Raw genomic sequence first — 19,094 nt, 5'->3', positions numbered from 1 at the left:
CAGTGCACTCCAGTGCGGAACCGCGTTTAGTGTCGGCAAGGCCGTCTTAACATTCCGTCAACCGGGCGCGGCGGTCAGCCACCGGCCAGCTGCATGGCCCCCAGGGCCAGGGCGTTGTTCAGCGCATGGGCGGCGATGGGCGCCCAGAGCGTGCCCGTGCGCCGATACAGCCAGGCGAAGGCCACGCCCATGCCGGCGTAAACGACCAGCAGCAGTGCCGTGGCCGCCGCGCCGTTGCCGTTGAGTCCGGGCGCCTCGTGCGCGAGCGCGAAGGCGCAGCCGCTGAGGATCATGCCCAGCACCGGATATCCGGCCTGCCACATGCCACCGAACAGCACGCGCCGGAACAGCAGTTCCTCGTACAGCGGCGCCAGCAGCACCGCGAACGCCATCATGAAATAGGGATGGTGTTGGGAGAGGTCCTGGATCGGCGCCAGGTTGCTGGGATTCGGCGGCACCCCCATCCGTTCGCCCAGCCAGCTCGCCAGGCTGCTGGACAGGAACGTCAGCACCGCCACGCCGACCACCGCGACCCAGGTGCCGGTCCGACGCACCGCCCATTGCGAATGCCGGCGTTCCTGCGCGCTGGCGGGACGCCGCCAGAAGTACAGCAGCAAGGCGGCGCTGCCCATCGAGAACAGCGCGATCAGGATCTGCACGACCGCGTCGGGCCTTTCGAGCGCGGCCGTGATTTCGGCTTGCTCGGCGCCCGCGGCAGCCAACTGGATGGCGCGCGCGACGCCCCAGAAAACGCCGGCGCCCAGCATCAGCACGACGGTGATGACGAGCGCCAGCGCGGTGTCGGCGCAGAAGCCGGCAAGGGCCGAACGCAGCGGCCGCAATGGAGGCGGCGAAGACAGCCCTGTTTCCGGCGCGTCCGGCATCGGATCAGACGTCGAGGTTGGCGACCTTCAGCGCGTTGGCTTCGATGAAGTCGCGGCGCGGCTCCACCACGTCACCCATCAACGTGCTGAAGATCTGGTCGGCGGCCACCACGTCCTCGATGCGCACCTGCAGCAGGCGGCGGGTATCCGGATTGACCGTGGTATCCCACAACTGCTCGGGGTTCATTTCACCGAGACCCTTGAAGCGCTGGATGCTGCGGCCCTTCTTCGCTTCCTCCAGCAGCCAGGCCTGCGCCTGGGCGAAACCTTCGATCGCCTGGGTCTTGTTGCCGCGCACGATGGTCGCGCCTTCGCGGACCAGGCCATGCAGCAGATCCGCCGATTCGCGCAGCGCGCGCAGTTCGCCGGTTTCGAATACCGACAGCGGCAGCACCTGGGTCAGTTCCTCGCCCATGTGCCGGCGGGTGGACAGCAACGCGGCCGGACGCTGTTCGTTGGCCGACTGCAGGTGCAGCGAATAGCGCGGACTGCCCAGGCGGCCCCGGTTGAGCTTGGCTTCCAGCGCGTCGAGATCGGCGCGCTGGTCCTGGTTGCGCTCGGCGAAAGCGGCATCCAGCGCCGGTGCGTCGATCAGCGCTTCGAGCAGCTGCGAATCGAAGCGGTGCGCATTGCGCGCAATCGCTTCGCGCGCGTTGGCGTAGGCGAGCAGCAGCTTCTCCAGCGCTTCGCCGGCGATCGGCGGTTCGCCGTCGGCCGGGATCAGCGAAGCGCCTTCCACCGCGCTGTTGGCGAGATAGACGTTCAGTGCCGCGTCGTCCTTCAGGTACAGCTCCTGCTTGCCCTGCTTGAGCTTGTACAGCGGCGGCAGGCCGATGTAGACGTGGCCGCGCTCGATCAGTTCCGGCATCTGCCGGTAGAAGAACGTCAGCAGCAGCGTGCGGATGTGGGATCCGTCCACGTCGGCGTCGGTCATGATGATGATGCGGTGGTAGCGCAGCTTGTCCGGGTTGTATTCGTCCTTGCCGATGCCGGTGCCCAGCGCGGTGATCAGCGTGCCCACTTCGGCCGAGGACAGCATCCGATCGAAGCGCGCGCGTTCCACGTTGAGGATCTTGCCGCGCAGCGGCAGCACCGCCTGGTTCTTGCGGTTGCGGCCCTGCTTGGCGGAGCCGCCTGCCGAGTCACCCTCGACGATGAACAGTTCCGACAGCGCCGGATCCTTCTCCTGGCAGTCGGCCAGCTTGCCGGGCAGGCCGGCGATGTCCAGCGCGCCCTTGCGGCGGGTGAGTTCGCGGGCCTTGCGCGCGGCTTCGCGGGCGCGGGCGGCGTCGACGACCTTTTCCGCGATGGCGCGGGCCTCGTTCGGGTGTTCCTGCAGGAACTCCTCCAAACGTGCACCGAACGCGGCCTCAACGGCCGGCTTCACGTCGGAACTGACCAGTTTTTCCTTGGTCTGCGAGGAGAAGCTGGGATCCGGCACCTTCACCGACAGCACCGCGATCATGCCTTCGCGCATGTCGTCGCCGGACAGGTTGACCTTGGCCTGCTTGGCGATGCCGTTCTGTTCGATGTAGTTGCTGAGGGTGCGGGTCAGCGCCGCGCGGAAACCCGCAAGGTGGGTGCCGCCGTCCTTCTGCGGGATGTTGTTGGTGAAGCAGAACATCGTTTCCTGGTAGGCGTCAGTCCACTGCAGGGCGACGTCCACGGTGATGCCGTTGGTTTCGCCGGTCACCGAGATGACGTTCTGGTGCAGCGGGGTCTTCAGCTGGGCCAGATGCTCGACGAAGCTGCGGATGCCGCCTTCGTACTGGAACACGTCCTGGCGGCCTTCGCCACGCTCGTCGATCAGGGTGATCTTCACGCCCGAATTGAGGAACGACAGTTCGCGCAGGCGGCGGGCCAGGATGTCGTAGTGGAATTCGACGTCGGTGAAGATTTCCGCCGACGGCCAGAACCGGGTCAGGGTGCCGCGCTTGCTCGAGGCTTCCAGCTGCCTCAGCGGATACACCGGCTCGCCGAGCTTGTATTCCTGCTCGTGGTGGAAGCCATCGCGCCAGATATCGAGGGTGAGCTTGTTCGACAGGGCGTTGACCACCGACACGCCGACGCCGTGCAGGCCGCCGGAAACCTTGTAACTGTTGTCGTCGAACTTACCGCCGGCATGCAGCACGGTCATGATGACTTCGGCCGCCGAAACGCCTTCTTCCTTGTGGATGTCGACCGGAATGCCGCGGCCGTTGTCGGACACCGAAACCGAGCCGTCCTCGTGGATCTTCACGATCACGTCATCGGCATGGCCCGCCAAGGCTTCGTCGATCGAGTTGTCGACGACTTCGAACACCATGTGGTGCAGGCCGGTACCGTCGTGCACGTCGCCGATGTACATGCCGGGCCGCTTGCGGACCGCTTCCAGGCCCCGAAGGACGGTGATTTTGCTGGAGTCGTAATTGCCGTTCGGTGCAGGAATCGTTTCGTCGGTCATTCGCTTCGTGGTCGGCTGCATAGCCGCTGGTGCCGGACCGGGGAACGCCGGGCAGGCACGCAGCTATAGGGATACGAAGCGAAATTATAGCATCCCGGGCGAACCCGGCCCCGCCGCGTGGCGGCGTTAGACGGGGGACAGCCGGCCGTGTTCCACGTGGAACCGGGTTGGGCTGACACCCATTTCCTCCAATGCGGCCGGAGGCTCGGTGCCAGTGATGAAGACCTGGGCACCACTGCCCAGCAGGCGTTCCAGCACGCGGCGTTGGTGCCCGCGGTCCAGTTCGGAAGCCAGGTCATCCAAGGCGATCACCGGCCACTCGCCGCGCCGGGCGGCGTAGTCCTCGGCTTGGGTGAGCAGGCAGGCCAGCGCGGTGAGCTTGGCCTGGCCGCGCGAAAGCGCTTCCCTGGCGGGGCAGGCGGCGTAGTCCACCCGCCAGTCGGCGCGATGCGGCCCCACCGAGGTATGGCCGGCCGCGCGGTCCCGGTCCCGCGCCAGCAAGAGGGCATCGGCCAGGGACAGTTCGTGACGGCGCCAGCCGGGCTGGAACTCCAGGGTGGCCCGGCCCAGCCCGGGGACCAATTCAGCCGCCATCCGGCTCAGGCGAGGTTGCAGCTGCTCCAGATATCCGAGTCGCCGCTGGGTCAGCGGTTCACCGGATTCGGCCAGCTCATGGTCCCAGGCGTCCAGCTGGGCACCGCCGATTCCGGATTTGAGCAGCGCATTGCGCTGCTTCAGGGCGCGGGCATAGCGGCGCCATAGTCCCAGGAAGTCCTGTTCCACGTGGAACAGGCCCCAATCGACGAAGCGCCGGCGGGGCTCCCCGCCCCCGGTGACCAGGGCATGGCTGCCAGGTTCGAAGCTCACCACGGCCAAAGCCGCGCAAAGCTCGCCCAGCTGACTGACCGTCTCACCATCCAACCGCCCCGTCCAGGCCTGGCCGCTGTGGCGCAGGCCGGCGCGGCGCGGCCGGATGGCCATCGCTTCCTCCCACTCCACGAAAATCTCGACCGCCTCGCTTCCCGTCCGTACCAGCCCGTCCCGGACCCGGCCGCGAAAGCTCCGGCCATAGGCCATCACGTGCAACGCCTCCAGCAGGCTGGTCTTGCCCGCACCGTTTTCCCCGATCACCAGGTTCAGGCCCGGGCCCGGCTGCAGGCTGGCCTGCTCGAACCGACGCAGCCCTGCCACCGTCAATCGGGTCACATGCATAGGGACACCGCTCCGGCCTGGCGGGGGCTGGAAACAGGGAACGAAACGCGGGAAGCCGCCGGTGTTGGCGGAAAGGTGCGGGAGGGCATGCAGGGATCTTACCGGGATCCGGCGCCACCGATTCCGGGAGCGGAGGCGCAACGGGCAGCCATCACATCAGGGCCAGACATGCGTGTCCCGAAGAATCCGGGAATCAACACCGTAGTGCCCTGGGCACCTTGGGAACGTCGACGGGACTCCCCAACGAAAACGCCCGGCATCAAGCCGGGCGTTGTTCGTGTTCCACGTGAAACCAGATGTCAGAGGCGCAACGGCATGACCACGTGGCGGGACTTCTCGCTGCTGGCCTCACGCACCAGGGCGGAGGAGTTGGCGTCACGCAGCTGGATGACGACCTGCTCGTCGCGCAGGGCGCTGAGCGCATCCAGCAGATAGTTGACGTTGAAGCCGATGGCCAGTCCGTCCACCTTAGTGTCGGCCTCGATTTCTTCCTGGGCTTCTTCCTGTTCCGGGTTGTGCGCGCTGATCTTCAGCTGGCCGGGCGAAACTTCCACCCGCACGCCGCGGTACTTTTCGTTGGACAGGATCGCCGCGCGTTGCAGCGCCGCGCGCAGGACTTCGCGATCCAGCAGAACCTCGCGATCCGCGCCAATCGGAATCACCGCGGCATAGTCCGGAAAACGGCCATCGATCAGCTTGGACGTGAAGGTGACATCGTCACGCTTGACCCGGATGTGGCTGCGACCGACTTCCAGTTCCAGCGCCCGATCACCGCCTTCCAGCAGGCGCTGCAGCTCGGTCACGCCCTTGCGCGGCACGATGATCTGGCGCTTGGACAGCGGCGAGCCTTCCAGTTGCGCTTCGCACAGGGCCAGGCGATGGCCGTCGGTGGCCACGCAGCGCAGGGTACGGTCGGCCAGATCGAACAGCAGTCCGTTGAGGTAATAGCGCACGTCCTGCTGGGCCATCGCGAACGCGGTGCGCTCGATCAGTTCCTTCAGGGTCGCCTCTGGCACGTCCACGCGTTCGGTCGCCTCGACTTCATCCACCGACGGGAAGTCGTTGGCGGGCAGGGTGGCGAGGGTGAAACGGCTGCGCCCGGCTTGCACGGTGACCTTGTCTGCCGATTGGCTGACGGTGACCTTGCTGCCATCGGGCAGGGCCCGGACGATTTCAAACAGCTTGCGCGCGGGGATCGTGGTTTCGCCGTCCTGCGCGTCCTCGACCGCGCTGCGCGCAATCATTTCCACTTCCAGATCGGTGCCGGTCAGCGACAGCTGCCCGTTCTGCACCTGCACCAGGAAGTTCGCCAGGACCGGCAGGGTCTGCCGCCGTTCGACCACATTGACCACCTGGGCCAACGGCTTGAGGAATGCTTCGCGCTGAAGGCTGAAACGCATGTCGGTGGGTGCCCCTTGTGCCTTGTGCTTCTAAAAAGAAGGAAAGATCTTAAAAACTGGTGGTGATGGTTTCGCCGATTTCAGTGGGGAACCATCACAAACATTTGAATCACAACGATTTTCCGACAGATCCAACCCCGTGGACAAGCCCCTCGGGAAGGGCACTGAAACCTGTGGATAAATTTCGGCGGAAATTCCAGCCACAGTTTGTCCACAAGGGAGCAGGCCGCTTACTCACTGAGTTTACGGATCAACTTATCCCAATCCTCGCGGAGTTTGCCATCGGTCTCCATCAGGCTTCGGATCTGGCGGCAGGCATGCAGGACGGTGGTGTGGTCGCGGCCGGCGAACGCGTCGCCGATTTCCGGCAGGCTGTGTTCGGTGAGTTCCTTGGCCAGCGCCATCGCGACCTGGNCAGCGAGCGGGTGCGGCGCTTGGACAGCAAATCCTTGATCTGCAGTCCGTAGTAGTCGGCGACCGTTTTCTGGATGTTGGGAATGCTGATCGCCTGCTGCTGCGCGCGCAGCAGATCGCGCAGGGTTTCCTGGGCGAATTCCGGCGTGATCGCGCGTCCGGTGAAGTTGGCGCGCGCGGCCAGGGTGTTGAGCGCACCTTCCAGATCGCGCACGTTGCTGCGCATCTTCTTGGCCAGCAGGAACGCGACCTCGTCGGGAATCTCGGCGCCGCGATCGCGCGCCTTGGCCAGCACGATCGCCGCGCGGGTCTCGAAATCCGGCGGTTCGATGGCCACCGACAGGCCCCAGGCCAGGCGCGATTTCAGTCGCGGCTCGAGCCCTTCCACTTCGCGCGGATAGCGATCGCAGGTCAGGATGATCTGCTGGCGGCTGTCGAACAGCGCGTTGAAGGTGTGGAAGAACTCTTCCTGGGTGCGGTCCTTGCCGGCGAAGAACTGGATGTCGTCAATCAACAGCGCGTCGACCTGCTGGAAGCGGCGCTTGAACTGATCCATCGATTTCTCGATCAGCGCCTTGGTCATCGCACTGAAGAACTGCTCCGAACGCAGGTAGAGCACGCGCGCGTTCGGGTTCTGCCGACGCATCTCATTGCCGGCGGCGAACATCAGGTGGGTCTTGCCCAGGCCGGTGCCGCCGTACAGCAGCAACGGGTTGTGGGCGCGGTCACCCGGCTTCTGCGCTGCCTGCCAGGCCGCGGCGCGGCCCAGCTGGTTGCTGCGGCCTTCGACGAAATTGTCGAAGGTGTAATGGGTATCCAGGTTGCCGGCATAGGGCTCGGCCGCGGCCACGGCCGGCATTCCCTGGCCGGGGGCGGCCGGCCTGGCCGGTTCCGGCGCGCGGGCGCGCGAGCCGATCTCCAGCGAAACCTCGGCGTGGCCGGCGAAATAGTCCAGCAGCTCCCGGATCCGGTCCAGGTAACGCTCGCGCACCTGTTCCACGATGAAGGCGTTCGGCGCGTACAGGACCACCGCATCGCTGCGCTGTTCGGCCTGCAGCGGCTTCAACCAGGTGTGTACATCCTCTGCCGGAAATTCGGCTTCCAGGCGTTCAAGGCAGCGGGGCCAGGCATCCATCGCGTGAAACAACTCGTTCTTGATAAGGTGTGGAAAACACGGCGTCCGCGCCACGCGATTGCGCGGACGGGAGCCTGTAAAGAAGGGGTCGGCCAGACTACCACCGCCATCCGGCCGCGCCAATGGTTCCTGTGCATAAGATGTGGATGAATGGACCGGCGGCGATCCCTTCCGGCGCGGGGCCTTGCGCGGCCCATTTCGATCTTCTTCGCCGGTGTTGACCGTAACCGGCGGATACCTATAGAATTTCCGGTTCTTTCCATCCGCAAACCCGCACGAGGGCCCCATGGCCACCAAGCGCACTTACCAACCCAGCAATCTCAAGCGCAAGCGCGACCACGGTTTCCGTGCCCGCATGAAGACCGCCGACGGCCGCAAGATCCTGTCGCGTCGCCGCGCCAAGGGCCGCAAGCGCCTGACCGCCTGATGGCTTTGCCGCAATTCGCGGCCGAGACATCAATCATGCGATGCCCTTGCCAGGAGCCCGCACTGAACGGTGCGGGCTTCTTGCTGTCATGAGCGCAGCATTTCCACGCCACGCCCGGGTCCGCACGGGCGCGGAGTATGCGCGCGTGTTCGAGCAGTCACGCCGTACTTCGGATCCGTTGCTGAGCCTGCACTGGCTGGCCGGCGAGCAGCCGGCCCGGCTGGGCATGGCCGTTTCCCGCAAGGTCGATCGCCGCGCGGTGGGCCGCAACCGGATCAAGCGCCAGCTGCGCGAACAGTTCCGCAGCCTGCGTTCGCAGCTGCCCGGCGGCGATTATGTCGTGGTTGCGCGACCGCCGGCCGCCGCCGCCAGCAACGCGCAGCTGCGCGCGACCTTCCTGCGCGTGCTGACCCGCGCCGGCGCATTGCCGCCGCCAGCGACGGTAGGCACAATGCCGGCGGCCTTGAATTCCCCCTCTTCTCCCTCCACGACACCGGAACCCGACGCCGGTTGAGATTGCCTGTCCGATGAACCAGACCCGTGTTTTCCTGATTTTCGCCTGGCTGATGGTGGCGATCCTGTTGTGGATGGAGTGGGGCAAGTTCAATGCGCCCGCCGTCGCCGCGCCCACCGTGGCGGCCGCCGCCGCGACGCAGTCCGGTAGCACCGTGCCCACCTCGGCGCCCGCCGCGCAACCCGGCAGTACGGTCCCGCAGGCGCCGGCCGCGGTCGAGGCCCCGGCCGTCGCCGCCGCCGCGCCCTCGGCCGGCCAGCGCGTGACCGTCAGCAGCGATGTGCTGAAACTGACCCTGGATGGCGGCAGCGTGCTGGAAGCCGAACTGCTGCACTACCCGCAGGACAAGCGCCCCGGCAGCCCGGCGGTGAAGCTGTTCAACCAGGATCCGGCGCACTACTACGTCGCCGAGAGCGGCTGGGTGCCCGCCGGTGGAACGCGCGCCGCGCCGAATCACGAGAAGGGTTTCGTGCCGGAAGCCGGCACCGCCTTCGCGCTGGCGGCGGGTGGCAATGAAATTTCCGCGCCCTTCATCTGGCGCGGTCCGGACGGCGTGACCATCCGCCGCGTCTACACGCTCAAGCGCGGCGAATACGCGCTGACCGTGCGCGACGAAGTGGTCAACGGTGGCAGCACGCCGTGGCAAGGTGCGATCTATCGCCAGCTGACCCGCAACCCGCCGCTGGTCAAGCGCGGCATGACCAACCCGGAATCCTTCAGCTTCAGCGGCGCGACCTGGTACGACGGCAGCTACCAGCGGCGCAAGTTCGACGAGGACTACGTGGCCGATGGCCGCGTCGATTGGCGCGGCACCGGTGGCTGGATCGCGATGCTCCAGCACCACTTCTTCACCGCCTGGATTCCGCAGGCGGCCGATCACACCACCATCTCGCTGGACGAGCCCAAGTACGCCACCGGCCCGCGTCCGCTGATCCGCGACATGGCCGATCCGCTGAACGTCGCGCCGGGCCAGACCGTGGCCACCAGCGCGCGGCTGTGGGTGGGCCCGAAACTGGTCAACAAGATCAAGGCCGAGAACGTGCCGGGCCTGCACCGCGCGGTCGACTACAGCCAGTTCCAGATCTTCGATCTGATCGGCCAGGGCCTGTTCTGGATCCTGGCGCACCTGCATGCGCTGCTGGGCAACTGGGGCTGGTCGATCATCGGCCTGGTGGTGCTGGTGAAACTGGCGCTGTATCCGCTGTCGGCGGCGCAGTACAAGAGCTTCGCCAAGATGCGCAAGTTCCAGCCGCGCATCCAGCAGCTGAAGGAACGCTACGGCGACGACAAGCAGAAGTTCCAGGTCGCCATGATGGAGCTGTACAAGAAGGAGAAGATCAACCCGATGGGCGGCTGCCTGCCGATCCTCGTGCAGATGCCGATCTTCCTGTCGCTGTACTGGGTGCTGGTGGAATCGGTGGAACTGCGCCAGGCGCCGTGGTTCGCCTGGATCCAGGACCTGACCGCGCAGGATCCGTACTTCATCCTGCCGATTCTCAACATGCTGGTGATGTGGCTGACCCAGAAGCTGACGCCGGCGCCGGGCATGGATCCGATGCAGCAGAAGATGATGCAGTTCATGCCGCTGGTGTTCGGCGTCATGATGGCCTTCTTCCCGTCCGGTCTGGTCCTGTACTGGGTCACCAACGGCGCGCTGGGCCTGCTCCAGCAGTGGTGGATGACCAAGCGGCACGGCGAACCGGCCACCGCGACGGCCACCGCCAAGAAGTAAGCCGCGCCGCTTCGAGAAAAACCCGCTGCAAGGCGGGTTTTTCTTTGCCGCGGTAACATGCGCGGCCACCTTCCCTCCGTTCCCACGGATCCTGCCGTGATGCCATTCCGTCGTTTCCCCGTCCTGTTGCTGGTGCTGTTCGCCGGCTTCGCGCTGGTGGCGTGCGGCAAGGGCGACGGCGCTTCGACCGGCGGCGCCGGGAATGCGCAAACCGCGGTGCGGGCGGATGCGGCCAGCGCGGTGGATACCCGCGCGATCGACGCCGAGCTCAAGGCGCAACTGGAAAACCATCGCCGGATCATCGTCCTGCTCGACGACGAAGCGTCCCTGCCGGCGAGCGCACGCGCGAGCGCCAGCGCGATAGGCCAGAGCCTGTTCCACGAAAACCTGGAGCGCGCCGAGCGCCTGCAAGGCCTGTTCGCCGCGCTGCTGGCCCGGCCCGAGCCGGAACGTTTCGCTGCCATCGGCGGCTACCTGGACTACATCGAATCCGCACCGGATCTGTACGACGCGGATCGCCTGGCCTTTCGTGAAATCCTGCGGGACCTGCAGGCACTGGTCGGCAAGGATTCCTCGTTGCCGGCAATCAAGCTGCATCAGCGCATCGGCGAGGATCTGGAAGCGCTGGAGGAAATCGAGCGCAACTACAACCGCGAGATCACCCGCATCTTCAGCCGCTTCGATGCCACCCGGGCCATCGAACTCAAGCGCGAGAAGTGGGACGACTACGTCGCCGGCCTGCGCAAACGCTACGACCGTGATGCCCTGCTGCGCGAACATGGCGTCATCGCGCCCTATCCGATGTCGATGGCCGATGGCGATCGCGAGGTGTTCGGCCGCGACCTGCCCGCCAGGACCGTGGTGCTGAGCTTCGACGACGGTCCACATCGCGCCTACACCGACGAAATCGTCGCCATCCTCAAGCGCTACGACGTGCCCGCCACGTTCTTCCAGGTCGGCCGCAACCTCGGCAAGCTCGACGACAAGGGCCAGGCCGCGCTCGGGCCGCTGGCCGGGGTCACCCGCGATCTGATCGCGCAGGGCTACACGGTCGGCAATCACAGCCTGACCCATGCGCAGCTCTCCAAGCAGACCGGCGACGCTTTGCGCAGCCAGATCCTCGACACCGACACGCTGCTGCGCGATATCGATGCCCGACGCGCGCCGCTGTTCCGTTTTCCCTATGGCGCGCGCAATGCCGAAGGCATGCGCGTGCTCGGCGAAGCGAAACTGCGTTCGGTGATGTGGAACATCGATTCGCTGGACTGGGCCGACCCGGTGCCCGAATCGATCGTCCAGCGTGTGCTCGACCAGGTCCACAAGGAACAACGCGGCATCCTGCTGTTCCATGACATCCACGAACGCACGGTCAAGGCGTTGCCGCAGATCCTGGATCGCCTGTCCGCCGAGGGCTACCAGTTCGCCGCCTGGAACGGACGCGACTTCAGCGTCGCCCGCGCCGCGCGCAGCCAGGAGGCCGCGGTCACCACCGGCTATGCGCGTTCCTGGGCGATCGTCATCGGCATCGACGACTACCTGCGCTGGCCGAAGTTGCGTTACGCCGGCAACGATGCCCAGGCCATCGCCGATACCCTGACCGGCCAGTTCGGATTCCCGTCCTCGCAGGTGATCGTGCTCAAGGACAAGGAAGCCACGCGCAACAATATCCTGGCGGCCTTCCACGATCGCCTCGGCCACGGCGGGCTGGGCAAGAACGATCGCGTGTTCGTGTTCTTCGCCGGCCATGGCGCCACCCGCCGGCTGGCATCGGGACGCGAGCTGGGCTACATCATTCCGGTTGATTCGGATCCGGCGCAGTTCGCCAACGACGCCATCGCCATGACCGACATCCAGAACATAGCCGAGAGCCTGGAGGCCAAGCACGTGATGTTCGTGATGGACGCCTGCTACAGCGGCCTGGGCCTGACCCGCGGCGGCAATGGCACCAGCGCCTACCTGCGCGAGAACGCGCGCCGGATCGCGCGGCAGATGCTGACCGCCGGCGGCGCCGATCAGCAGGTCGCCGACAGCGGGCCCAACGGCCATTCGGTGTTCACCTGGGTGCTGCTGCAGGCGCTGTCGGGCAAGGGCGATCTCAATGGCGATGGCCTGATCACCGGCACCGAGCTGGCGGCGTACGTCGCACCCGCGGTGTCGAGCATTTCGCCGCAGACGCCGGCGTTCGGATCGCTGCCGGGATCGCAGGGCGGCGAGTTCGTGTTCGAGGTGCCGGCCGGCGACGAATTCCTGACCGCGGGTACCCAGCAGTTGTCGACCGAGGCAATCGCCCTCAACGGCAAGGTCGAGGCGTCCACACCCGAAGCGGGAGCGGGCCAGGTGACCATCCGGGATCTGCAGGGTGACGCGCGCCAGGTCGCGCTGCCGGCGGCGGCCGGCCGGATGTCCGATCGCCAGCAGGCGCAGCGCGCCAACGATCGCGGCCTGCGGCTGTACAAGGAAAAGCGTTACGCCGAGGCCGAGGAAGCCTTCGCCGAAGCACTGAAGCTGCGGCCGGATTTCGCCCTGGCCGCCAACAACCTGGGCTTCGTCTACTACAAGCAGGGCAAGTACGCGCAGGCGGCGCGCTGGTTGGAGAACACCCTGCGCATCGACCCTTCTCGTGCGGTTGCCTACCTCAATCTCGGCGATGCCTATCGTCACCTCGGCGATGTCGCCAAGGCGAAGAAGGCGTATCAGACCTATCTGGAACTGCAACCGGCCGGCGCCTCCGCCGACGCGGCGCGCGAACAGTTGAGGCAACTGCAATGAATCCCGCGCCGGCTTCCGACACCATCGCCGCCGTCGCCACCGCGCCCGGTGCGGGCGGCGTGGGCATCGTGCGCCTGTCCGGACCGCGCGCGCTGGCCATCGCGGCGGCGATGTGCGGACGCGCGCTGCATGCGCGGCGTGCCCACCACGTGCGTTTCGATGACGGCGAAGGCGGCATCCTGGACGACGGCATCGCGCTGGCGTTCCCGGGTCCGGCGAGTTTCACCGGCGAGGACGTGGCCGAACTGCAGGCGCACGGCAGTCCGGTGGTCTTGCAGGCACTGGTCGATCGCGCCTGCGCGCTGGGGGCCCGACGTGCCCGTCCCGGCGAGTTCAGCGAACGCGCCTTCCACAACGACAAGCTGGATCTTGCCCAGGCCGAAGCGGTGGCCGATCTGGTCGCCGCGTCCGACACCCGCGCCGCGCGAGCCGCGCGGCGTTCGCTGGACGGTGTGTTCTCGCGCCGGGTGGATGACATCGCCGCGAGCTTGCTGCGGTTGCGCGTGCATGTCGAGGCGGCGATCGATTTCGCCGACGAGTCGATTGAAACGCTCGGCGGCGGCGAGGTCCGGGCCGGGTTGCAGCAGGCGCAGGCCGAACTGCGGCAACTGCTGGCCGACGCCGAACGCGGGCGCAAACTGCGCGACGGCCTGCATACGGTCATCGTCGGCCCGCCCAACGCCGGCAAGAGCTCGCTGCTGAACGCGCTGGCCGGCAGTGATCGCGCCATCGTCACCGATGTCGCCGGCACCACCCGCGACACCCTGCACGAAACCATCCGCCTGGATGGACTGGAATTGCATCTGGTCGACACCGCCGGCCTGCGCGAGGGCGGCGACGCAATCGAACGCGAAGGCATGCGCCGCGCTCGCGCCGAATTGCAGCGCGCGGACCTGGCCCTGATCGTGGTCGATGCCCGCGACGTGCAGGCCGGCGCGGCGGCGGTGGCCGACGTGGTTGCCGACGTGCCGCGCAGGTTGTGGATCCACAACAAGGTCGACTTGCTGCCGACGGTGCCGGAGGATCCCGATGCGGAGGTCGTGACGGTTTCAGCCGCGACCGGCCAGGGTTTGCCGGCCCTGCATGCGCGCCTGCGGGAACTGGCCGGGCAGGGAGCGGGCGAGGGCAGCGAAGGGGAGTTCTCCGCCCGGGCCCGCCACGTCGATGCCCTGCGCCGCGCGTCCGGGCATGCTGAACAGGCAAATAGTGAACTGAATCACGAAATGCTGGAGCTGGCCGCCGAGGAACTGCGGTTGGCGCACGATGCGCTGGGGGAGATTACCGGCAAGATTTCCGCCGACGAGATGCTGGGATACATCTTCTCGACCTTCTGCATCGGCAAATAAGGTGACAAGATTGACAGACGGGGCGTGATCCCGTGTGCTGGGCACGCGGGATCCATTGATTCACTTTCGTGTTTCCGGGGGAACAACCGATGCTGTCGAAGACGCACTACGCCAAGTCGCGCTTGGCGGTACCGCTATTGCTGGTACTGGCCATCGCCGCATGCTCCAAGGACGAACCGGCCACGGCTCCCGCCGCCGGCCAGGCCGCCGCCGCGGGACAGGCCGCGCCGCCGCCGCCGGCGGTTTCAGCGGAAGTCCAGGCCATGAACGTGGACCAGCTCCGCGACGCCGCCACCAACGCGTTGCGCGAGAACCGCATCTACGCGCCCGGCGGCAACAACGCCATGGAGTACTACCTGGCCCTGCGCGACAAGCTGCCCAACGATCCGGGCGTGACCAGCGCCTTGACCGACCTGATGCCCTACACGCTGATCGCCGCCGAGCAGAGCATCGCGCGCGAGGAGTTCACCGAGGCGCAACGCCTGTCGGCGATCATCGAGAAGGCCGATCCAAAGGCGCCGGCACTGCCGCGCCTGAAGCAGAGCATCACCGCGGCGCAGGAAGCGGTCGCCCAGCGCGCGCAGGACAGCGAGGCCAAGACCAAGGCCGCGGAAGAGGCGAGGTTGAAGGACCAGCAGCGACTGGCGCAGCAGGCCGAACAGCAACGCGCGACCGAGGCCGCCGCCGCGCAACAGCTGGCCCAGCAGCAGGAAGCCGCCCGCCAGGAAGCCGAACGCCAGGCCGCGGCGCGGCGCGAGGCCGAACAGCGCGAGGCCGCCGCCCGCGCGGCGGCGCAGACACCGTCCGCACCCGCGTCGGCGCCAGCCAGCACCGCGGCGACTTCCAGCGGCAGCAACCAGTTGCGTCCGATCAGCACGCCGGCGCCGCGCTATCCGCCGGAAGCCCTGCGCGCCGGTACCGCCGGCGAGGTGCTGGTGGAATTCACGGTGGGCACCGATGGTTCGGTCACCTCCGCGCGGGTCGTGCGCGCCACTCCGGCCCGTGTATTCGATCGCGAAGCGGTCAACGCGGCCAAGCGCTGGAAGTTCCAGCCGGTCAGCGAGCCGGTCACCACCCGCCGCACCATCGGGTTCAATCCGGGCGGTTGAACCGGAACACCGGGCAGCAAAAGTGGGGGCGGAATTTCCGCCCCCTTTTTCATTCCGGCATCGCGTTCCCGTCAGCCCGAGATCGCCAATCGCTCCTGGTGGTAGCGGCGCACCGCGGCGAACCACAGCAGCGCCGCCAGGGCGAACGCGCTGGCCAGGTAGACGCCCCAGATCTGCGGGGTGATGGCCTCGTTGCGGATGACCTTGAGGATCAGCTGGTTCTGCGCGAGGAACGGCACCGCAAATTGCCACAGCTGGCTCTTCACCGGGCTGGCCATCAGCGCGAAGGTCGGCACCATCGGCAACAGCAGCAACCAGGTCATGTGGCTCTGCGCTTCCTTCATGCTCTTGGCGCTGGCGGCCAGCCAGGTCAGCAGCGACGTGCCGATGAACAGCATCGGCAGCAGCACCAGCAGCATCTGCGCCATCGCCGGGAACGACACGTTCAACTGGCGGCCGACGCCGGAGGAAATCTGCGCGCTGAAACGGAACGCCAGCAAGGTCAGCACCAGCGTGCCCATGCCGATCACGCAGGCCGCGGCGATCTTGCCGCTGACCACCGCGCCGCGCGAAGCCGGCGTGGCAAGCAAGGGTTCCAGCGACTGCCGTTCGCGTTCGCCGGCGGTGGCGTCCAGGATCAGGTAGGCGCCGCCGATGAACGAGGTCAGGATCAGCAGGTAGGGCAGAAGCACCGACAGCAGCACGCCACGCTTGGCTTCCGGCGTGGCCAGATCCTGCGCGCCGATGTTCACCGGCTTGGCGACCGAGGCATCCAGCCCCCGCGCCATCAGCCGCAGCGCGCCCGCCTGCTGGCTGTAGATCGCCAGCGTGGTTTCCAGCCGTCGGCTGGGAATCTCGGCATCGCGACGGGTGCTGTCCTTGATGATTTCCACCAGCGCCGGCTTGCCGGCGCGCCAGTCCCGGGCGTAGTCGGGGCTGATGCGCAGGGCGACGTCGATGTCCTGGTTGCGGATCGCCGCGGCCAGATCCTTCGGCGGGTCCACTGCCTTCAGGCCGTAGCTGGCGAGGAAGGCCACCAGGTTGGGCGCGTTCTCCTTGCCGACCACGGGAATGTCGAGTTCCTTGTCGATCTGGGTGCGGGCGCGCTTCTCGGCCAGCGAACCCATGCCCAGCATCAGTGCCGGGTACAGCAGCGGGCCGAGGAACAGGGCCAGGGCGAGCGTGCGGCGATCCCGCGACAGGTCCTTGAGCTCCTTGCGCATCACAGTGATGACGGTACCGAACAGGCTCATGCGTGCAGTCCCTCCTCGGACCCGATCACTTTGACGAAGGCGTCTTCCAGGTTGTCCTCGCCGACCTGCTGGCGCAGTTCGTCGGCGGTGCCGGCGGCGACCACGCGCCCCTTGGCGATGACCACGATGCGATCACACAGCGCGGCGACCTCCTGCATGATGTGGCTGGAGAAGATCACGCAGCGGCCCTCCTCGCGCAGCTGGCGCAGGAAGCCGCGCATGGCGCGCGTGGTCATCACGTCCAGGCCGTTGGTCGGTTCGTCGAGGATGACGTTCTTCGGGTCGTGCACCAGCGCCCGCGCAATCGCGGTCTTGGTGCGCTGGCCCTGCGAGAATCCTTCGGTCTGCCGATCCAGGATGTCGTCCATGTCCAGCGCCTGCGACAGCTTGCGGGTGCGCTCGGCGATGACCTCGCGCGACAGGCCGTGCAGCTCGCCGAAATAGGCGATGTTCTCGCGCGCGGTCAGGCGCTTGTAGACGCCGCGCGCATCCGGCAGCACGCCCAGCGCGCGGCGCACCGCGACCGGGTCGCGGGCGGCGTCGATGCCGTCGACCAGCACGCTGCCGCGATCCGGCGACATCAGGGTGTACAGCATGCGCATGGTGGTGGTCTTGCCGGCGCCGTTGGGGCCGAGCAGGCCGGTGATCTCGCCGTCGCGCGCCTGGAAACTGACCGCGTCCACCGCGTTGACCAGGCCGGTCTTGGTCTTGAAGCTCTTGTGCAGATCCTGTGCCACGATCATCGAATGTCTCCTGGAATCGCTGCTGCGGATGGGAAGGGGATGCGAAGGTCCATCACGGCTCCCATCCGTTGAAGCTGGTGAAGGCGGGCGTGCCGTCGATCGCGTCCAGGCACTTGGCGTCCAGCGCCTTGGCATCCGTCGATTCGATGAACTGGCTGACCAGCTTGGGCATGCAGCCCTGGCCGATCACGTTGTGGCCCTGGCCGCGCAGGACCAGGTGGCGGCCGTTGGACAGCCCCTTGAGCACGGCGTCGCCGTAGCTGGGCGGGGTGACCGGATCCTGCTCACCGGACATCAGCAGCGCCGGCACCTTCGACACCAGCGGCTGGTTGAAGCCGGCCGGGCGTTCGCCCTTCGGCCACACCGCGCAGGGACTGAAGAACAGCCGGGCCAGGTCGTCGCCCATCACCGTATCGGCGTCGGCCGGATCCGGCCGATAGCGATCGGCGTCCTCGGCGCAGATCACCGACAGCTGCATGCCGCGCGCCATCTGGCCGGACACCTGTCCGTCCATGAACTTGGCCAGCGACATCAGCGGGCCGTAGCGGCCCTGGTCGGCTTCGTCCAGCACCAGCGGCAGCAGCGAAGTGGTGGCCGGCATGTAGGAGAACGCGTGGGTCAGGCCCGTCACCGTCGAGGCGGACAGCTTGTCCCGCTTCTCCTGTCCGTTGGACGGATCCCGGTAAGTCACCTCCACCGGCGCGGCGGACAGGCGCTGCTTGAGCGCCAGCAGGCGGGTGCGCAGGTCGGTCGGATAGCGCGCGCGACAGGCGGCATCGGCGGCGCAGGCCTTGGACTGCAGCGCCAGCGCGTCATCGAAACGGCGGGCGAACTCGCCGCCGACCACCAGCGCGTTCGGCGCCACGCCGTCCAGCACGATCGCGCGGGTGTGCTGCGGATAGGTGCCGGCATACTGCTGGGCGACGCGGGTGCCGTAGGACACGCCGATCAGGTTGATCTGCGCGGCGCCGATCGCGGCGCGCACGGCGTCCAGGTCACGGATGGCCTCGGTGGTGGTGTAGAAGCGCAAATCGGCGTGCTTGGACAGCGCGTCCACGCACTTGCGTGATATGGCCTGCAAGGCGGCCTCATCCAGCGAATCCATGTCGGCGACCGACGGCCCGTCCTCGGGGCCATCGCATTCCAGCGGATTGGAGCGGCCGGTGCCGCGCTGGTCCACCAGCACCACGTGGCGCTGCTTGCGGACCTCGCGCAGGGCTGCGTCGACCAGGACCGCATGCTCGGTCGCGGCCTGGCCGGGACCACCGGCCAGGAAGAACACTGGATCCTCGAGGGCCGCGCCTTCATCGGTGGCCGGCAGCCAGGCGAGGTTGAGGGCGATCTTGCGGCCCTGCGGCGCCTGCCGGTTCTCCGGCACCTCGAAGGTCGCGCATTGCGCCTCGACGTTCCCGCCGGTCCCGGCCTCGGCCAGGGTGCAAGGCTGGAAAGTGACGCGGCCATAGTGGCGGCCGGTGGCCGCCTTGTCCGGCGCGGGGGCGTTGCTGCAGGCGGTGAGCGCGAGGGTGAGCGCGAGCAGGCTGGCGCAGGCCAGCAGGGTCTTGCGGTGGTGTCGCATGGGCGTTCGTCCTGGTTGCGATGCGTTTCAGGATGCCATGACGACGCCAACCGACGGATGTGACCAAAGTGCGGTGGCTTTTTTCCGACCACCCGTAGGCATCCCAAACCATCGGAATCACCGACCGGCGGTAGGAG

General features: G+C 67.1%; 13 protein-coding genes and 1 pseudogene. 6 read left to right on the top strand and 8 right to left on the bottom strand.

Going from position 1 to position 19,094, the window contains the following annotated elements; translation table 11 throughout:
- Positions 1-74: 74 nt before the first annotated feature.
- From ACTJI2_RS15905 to dnaA, 5 genes and pseudogenes are all read right to left on the bottom strand, one after another.
- A complete protein-coding gene (locus tag ACTJI2_RS15905) occupies positions 75-884 on the bottom strand; it encodes a lysostaphin resistance A-like protein (protein WP_440842688.1) in 810 nt (269 codons plus the stop codon).
- 4 nt (positions 885-888) lie between these two features.
- The gene (gene gyrB / locus ACTJI2_RS15900; RefSeq protein ID WP_440842687.1) at positions 889-3,327 is read right to left on the bottom strand and encodes a DNA topoisomerase (ATP-hydrolyzing) subunit B; all 2,439 of its coding nucleotides are present in this window, start codon (positions 3,325-3,327) and stop codon (positions 889-891) included.
- A gap of 126 nt (positions 3,328-3,453) precedes the next feature.
- Positions 3,454-4,539: a DNA replication/repair protein RecF gene (gene recF, locus ACTJI2_RS15895; RefSeq protein ID WP_440842686.1), complete on the bottom strand. Its 1,086-nt coding sequence runs from the start codon at positions 4,537-4,539 to the stop codon at positions 3,454-3,456.
- Positions 4,540-4,838: 299 nt separating this feature from the next.
- Positions 4,839-5,939, bottom strand: coding sequence for a DNA polymerase III subunit beta (gene dnaN, locus ACTJI2_RS15890; RefSeq protein WP_141454943.1), 1,101 nt, complete (start codon positions 5,937-5,939; stop codon positions 4,839-4,841).
- 230 nt (positions 5,940-6,169) lie between these two features.
- Positions 6,170-7,488 (bottom strand): annotated as a pseudogene (gene dnaA, locus ACTJI2_RS15885) (chromosomal replication initiator protein DnaA).
- 286 nt (positions 7,489-7,774) lie between these two features.
- On the opposite strand from dnaA, the gene rpmH reads away from it, so the two are divergent.
- The 6 genes from rpmH to ACTJI2_RS15855 all read left to right on the top strand — a co-directional run bounded on the left by rpmH (position 7,775) and on the right by ACTJI2_RS15855 (position 15,385).
- A complete protein-coding gene (gene rpmH, locus ACTJI2_RS15880) occupies positions 7,775-7,915 on the top strand; it encodes a 50S ribosomal protein L34 (RefSeq protein WP_097123437.1) in 141 nt (46 codons plus the stop codon).
- Between the two features lie 88 nt (positions 7,916-8,003).
- Positions 8,004-8,429, top strand: a complete 426-nt coding sequence (rnpA, locus tag ACTJI2_RS15875; protein WP_203322056.1) for a ribonuclease P protein component — start codon at positions 8,004-8,006, stop codon at positions 8,427-8,429.
- A 13-nt stretch (positions 8,430-8,442) separates the two neighbouring features.
- Complete coding sequence (yidC, locus tag ACTJI2_RS15870) at positions 8,443-10,161, top strand: membrane protein insertase YidC (protein ID WP_440842685.1); 1,719 nt, start codon at positions 8,443-8,445, stop codon at positions 10,159-10,161.
- 99 nt (positions 10,162-10,260) lie between these two features.
- Entirely contained in the window at positions 10,261-12,930 is a 2,670-nt protein-coding gene (locus ACTJI2_RS15865; protein ID WP_440842684.1) for a polysaccharide deacetylase family protein, read from the top strand.
- Complete coding sequence (gene mnmE, locus ACTJI2_RS15860; protein ID WP_440842683.1) at positions 12,927-14,276, top strand: tRNA uridine-5-carboxymethylaminomethyl(34) synthesis GTPase MnmE; 1,350 nt, start codon at positions 12,927-12,929, stop codon at positions 14,274-14,276. The genes ACTJI2_RS15865 and mnmE overlap by 4 nt, the downstream gene beginning before the upstream one ends.
- A gap of 89 nt (positions 14,277-14,365) precedes the next feature.
- The gene (locus tag ACTJI2_RS15855; protein ID WP_440842682.1) at positions 14,366-15,385 is read left to right on the top strand and encodes an energy transducer TonB; all 1,020 of its coding nucleotides are present in this window, start codon (positions 14,366-14,368) and stop codon (positions 15,383-15,385) included.
- A gap of 71 nt (positions 15,386-15,456) precedes the next feature.
- Here the strand turns inward: ACTJI2_RS15855 and ACTJI2_RS15850 are convergent, their stop codons facing one another.
- From ACTJI2_RS15850 to ACTJI2_RS15840, 3 genes are read right to left on the bottom strand one after another with little or no spacing between them, the layout of a single operon-like run.
- Positions 15,457-16,638 carry an ABC transporter permease gene (locus ACTJI2_RS15850; RefSeq protein WP_440842681.1) on the bottom strand — a complete coding sequence of 394 codons (1,182 nt, stop codon included), beginning with the start codon at positions 16,636-16,638 and terminating at the stop codon, positions 15,457-15,459.
- Positions 16,635-17,381 carry an ABC transporter ATP-binding protein gene (locus ACTJI2_RS15845; RefSeq protein WP_141454960.1) on the bottom strand — a complete coding sequence of 249 codons (747 nt, stop codon included), beginning with the start codon at positions 17,379-17,381 and terminating at the stop codon, positions 16,635-16,637. Before ACTJI2_RS15845 ends, ACTJI2_RS15850 begins: the two co-directional genes overlap by 4 nt.
- Positions 17,382-17,433: 52 nt before the next feature.
- Complete coding sequence (locus tag ACTJI2_RS15840; RefSeq protein WP_440842680.1) at positions 17,434-18,957, bottom strand: alpha/beta fold hydrolase; 1,524 nt, start codon at positions 18,955-18,957, stop codon at positions 17,434-17,436.
- Between the last annotated feature and the right edge of the window lie 137 nt (positions 18,958-19,094).

Source organism: Pseudoxanthomonas sp. 22568 (genome assembly GCF_052044485.1).
Taxonomy (GTDB): Bacteria; Pseudomonadota; Gammaproteobacteria; order Xanthomonadales; family Xanthomonadaceae; genus Pseudoxanthomonas_A; species Pseudoxanthomonas_A beigongshangi.
This window is presented reverse-complemented; position numbering and strand designations above follow the sequence as displayed.

Bases quoted from the DNA above. Each gene is read 5' to 3' on its own strand.
- ACTJI2_RS15905 (WP_440842688.1), bottom strand. From the start codon at position 884: ATGCCGGACGCGCCGGAAACAGGGCTGTCTTCGCCGCCTCCATTGCGG.
- gyrB (WP_440842687.1), bottom strand. From the start codon at position 3,327: ATGACCGACGAAACGATTCCTGCACCGAACGGCAATTACGACTCCAGC.
- recF (WP_440842686.1), bottom strand. From the start codon at position 4,539: ATGCATGTGACCCGATTGACGGTGGCAGGGCTGCGTCGGTTCGAGCAG.
- dnaN (WP_141454943.1), bottom strand. From the start codon at position 5,939: ATGCGTTTCAGCCTTCAGCGCGAAGCATTCCTCAAGCCGTTGGCCCAG.
- rpmH (WP_097123437.1), top strand. From the start codon at position 7,775: ATGGCCACCAAGCGCACTTACCAACCCAGCAATCTCAAGCGCAAGCGC.
- rnpA (WP_203322056.1), top strand. From the start codon at position 8,004: ATGAGCGCAGCATTTCCACGCCACGCCCGGGTCCGCACGGGCGCGGAG.
- yidC (WP_440842685.1), top strand. From the start codon at position 8,443: ATGAACCAGACCCGTGTTTTCCTGATTTTCGCCTGGCTGATGGTGGCG.
- ACTJI2_RS15865 (WP_440842684.1), top strand. From the start codon at position 10,261: ATGCCATTCCGTCGTTTCCCCGTCCTGTTGCTGGTGCTGTTCGCCGGC.
- mnmE (WP_440842683.1), top strand. From the start codon at position 12,927: ATGAATCCCGCGCCGGCTTCCGACACCATCGCCGCCGTCGCCACCGCG.
- ACTJI2_RS15855 (WP_440842682.1), top strand. From the start codon at position 14,366: ATGCTGTCGAAGACGCACTACGCCAAGTCGCGCTTGGCGGTACCGCTA.
- ACTJI2_RS15850 (WP_440842681.1), bottom strand. From the start codon at position 16,638: ATGAGCCTGTTCGGTACCGTCATCACTGTGATGCGCAAGGAGCTCAAG.
- ACTJI2_RS15845 (WP_141454960.1), bottom strand. From the start codon at position 17,381: ATGATCGTGGCACAGGATCTGCACAAGAGCTTCAAGACCAAGACCGGC.
- ACTJI2_RS15840 (WP_440842680.1), bottom strand. From the start codon at position 18,957: ATGCGACACCACCGCAAGACCCTGCTGGCCTGCGCCAGCCTGCTCGCG.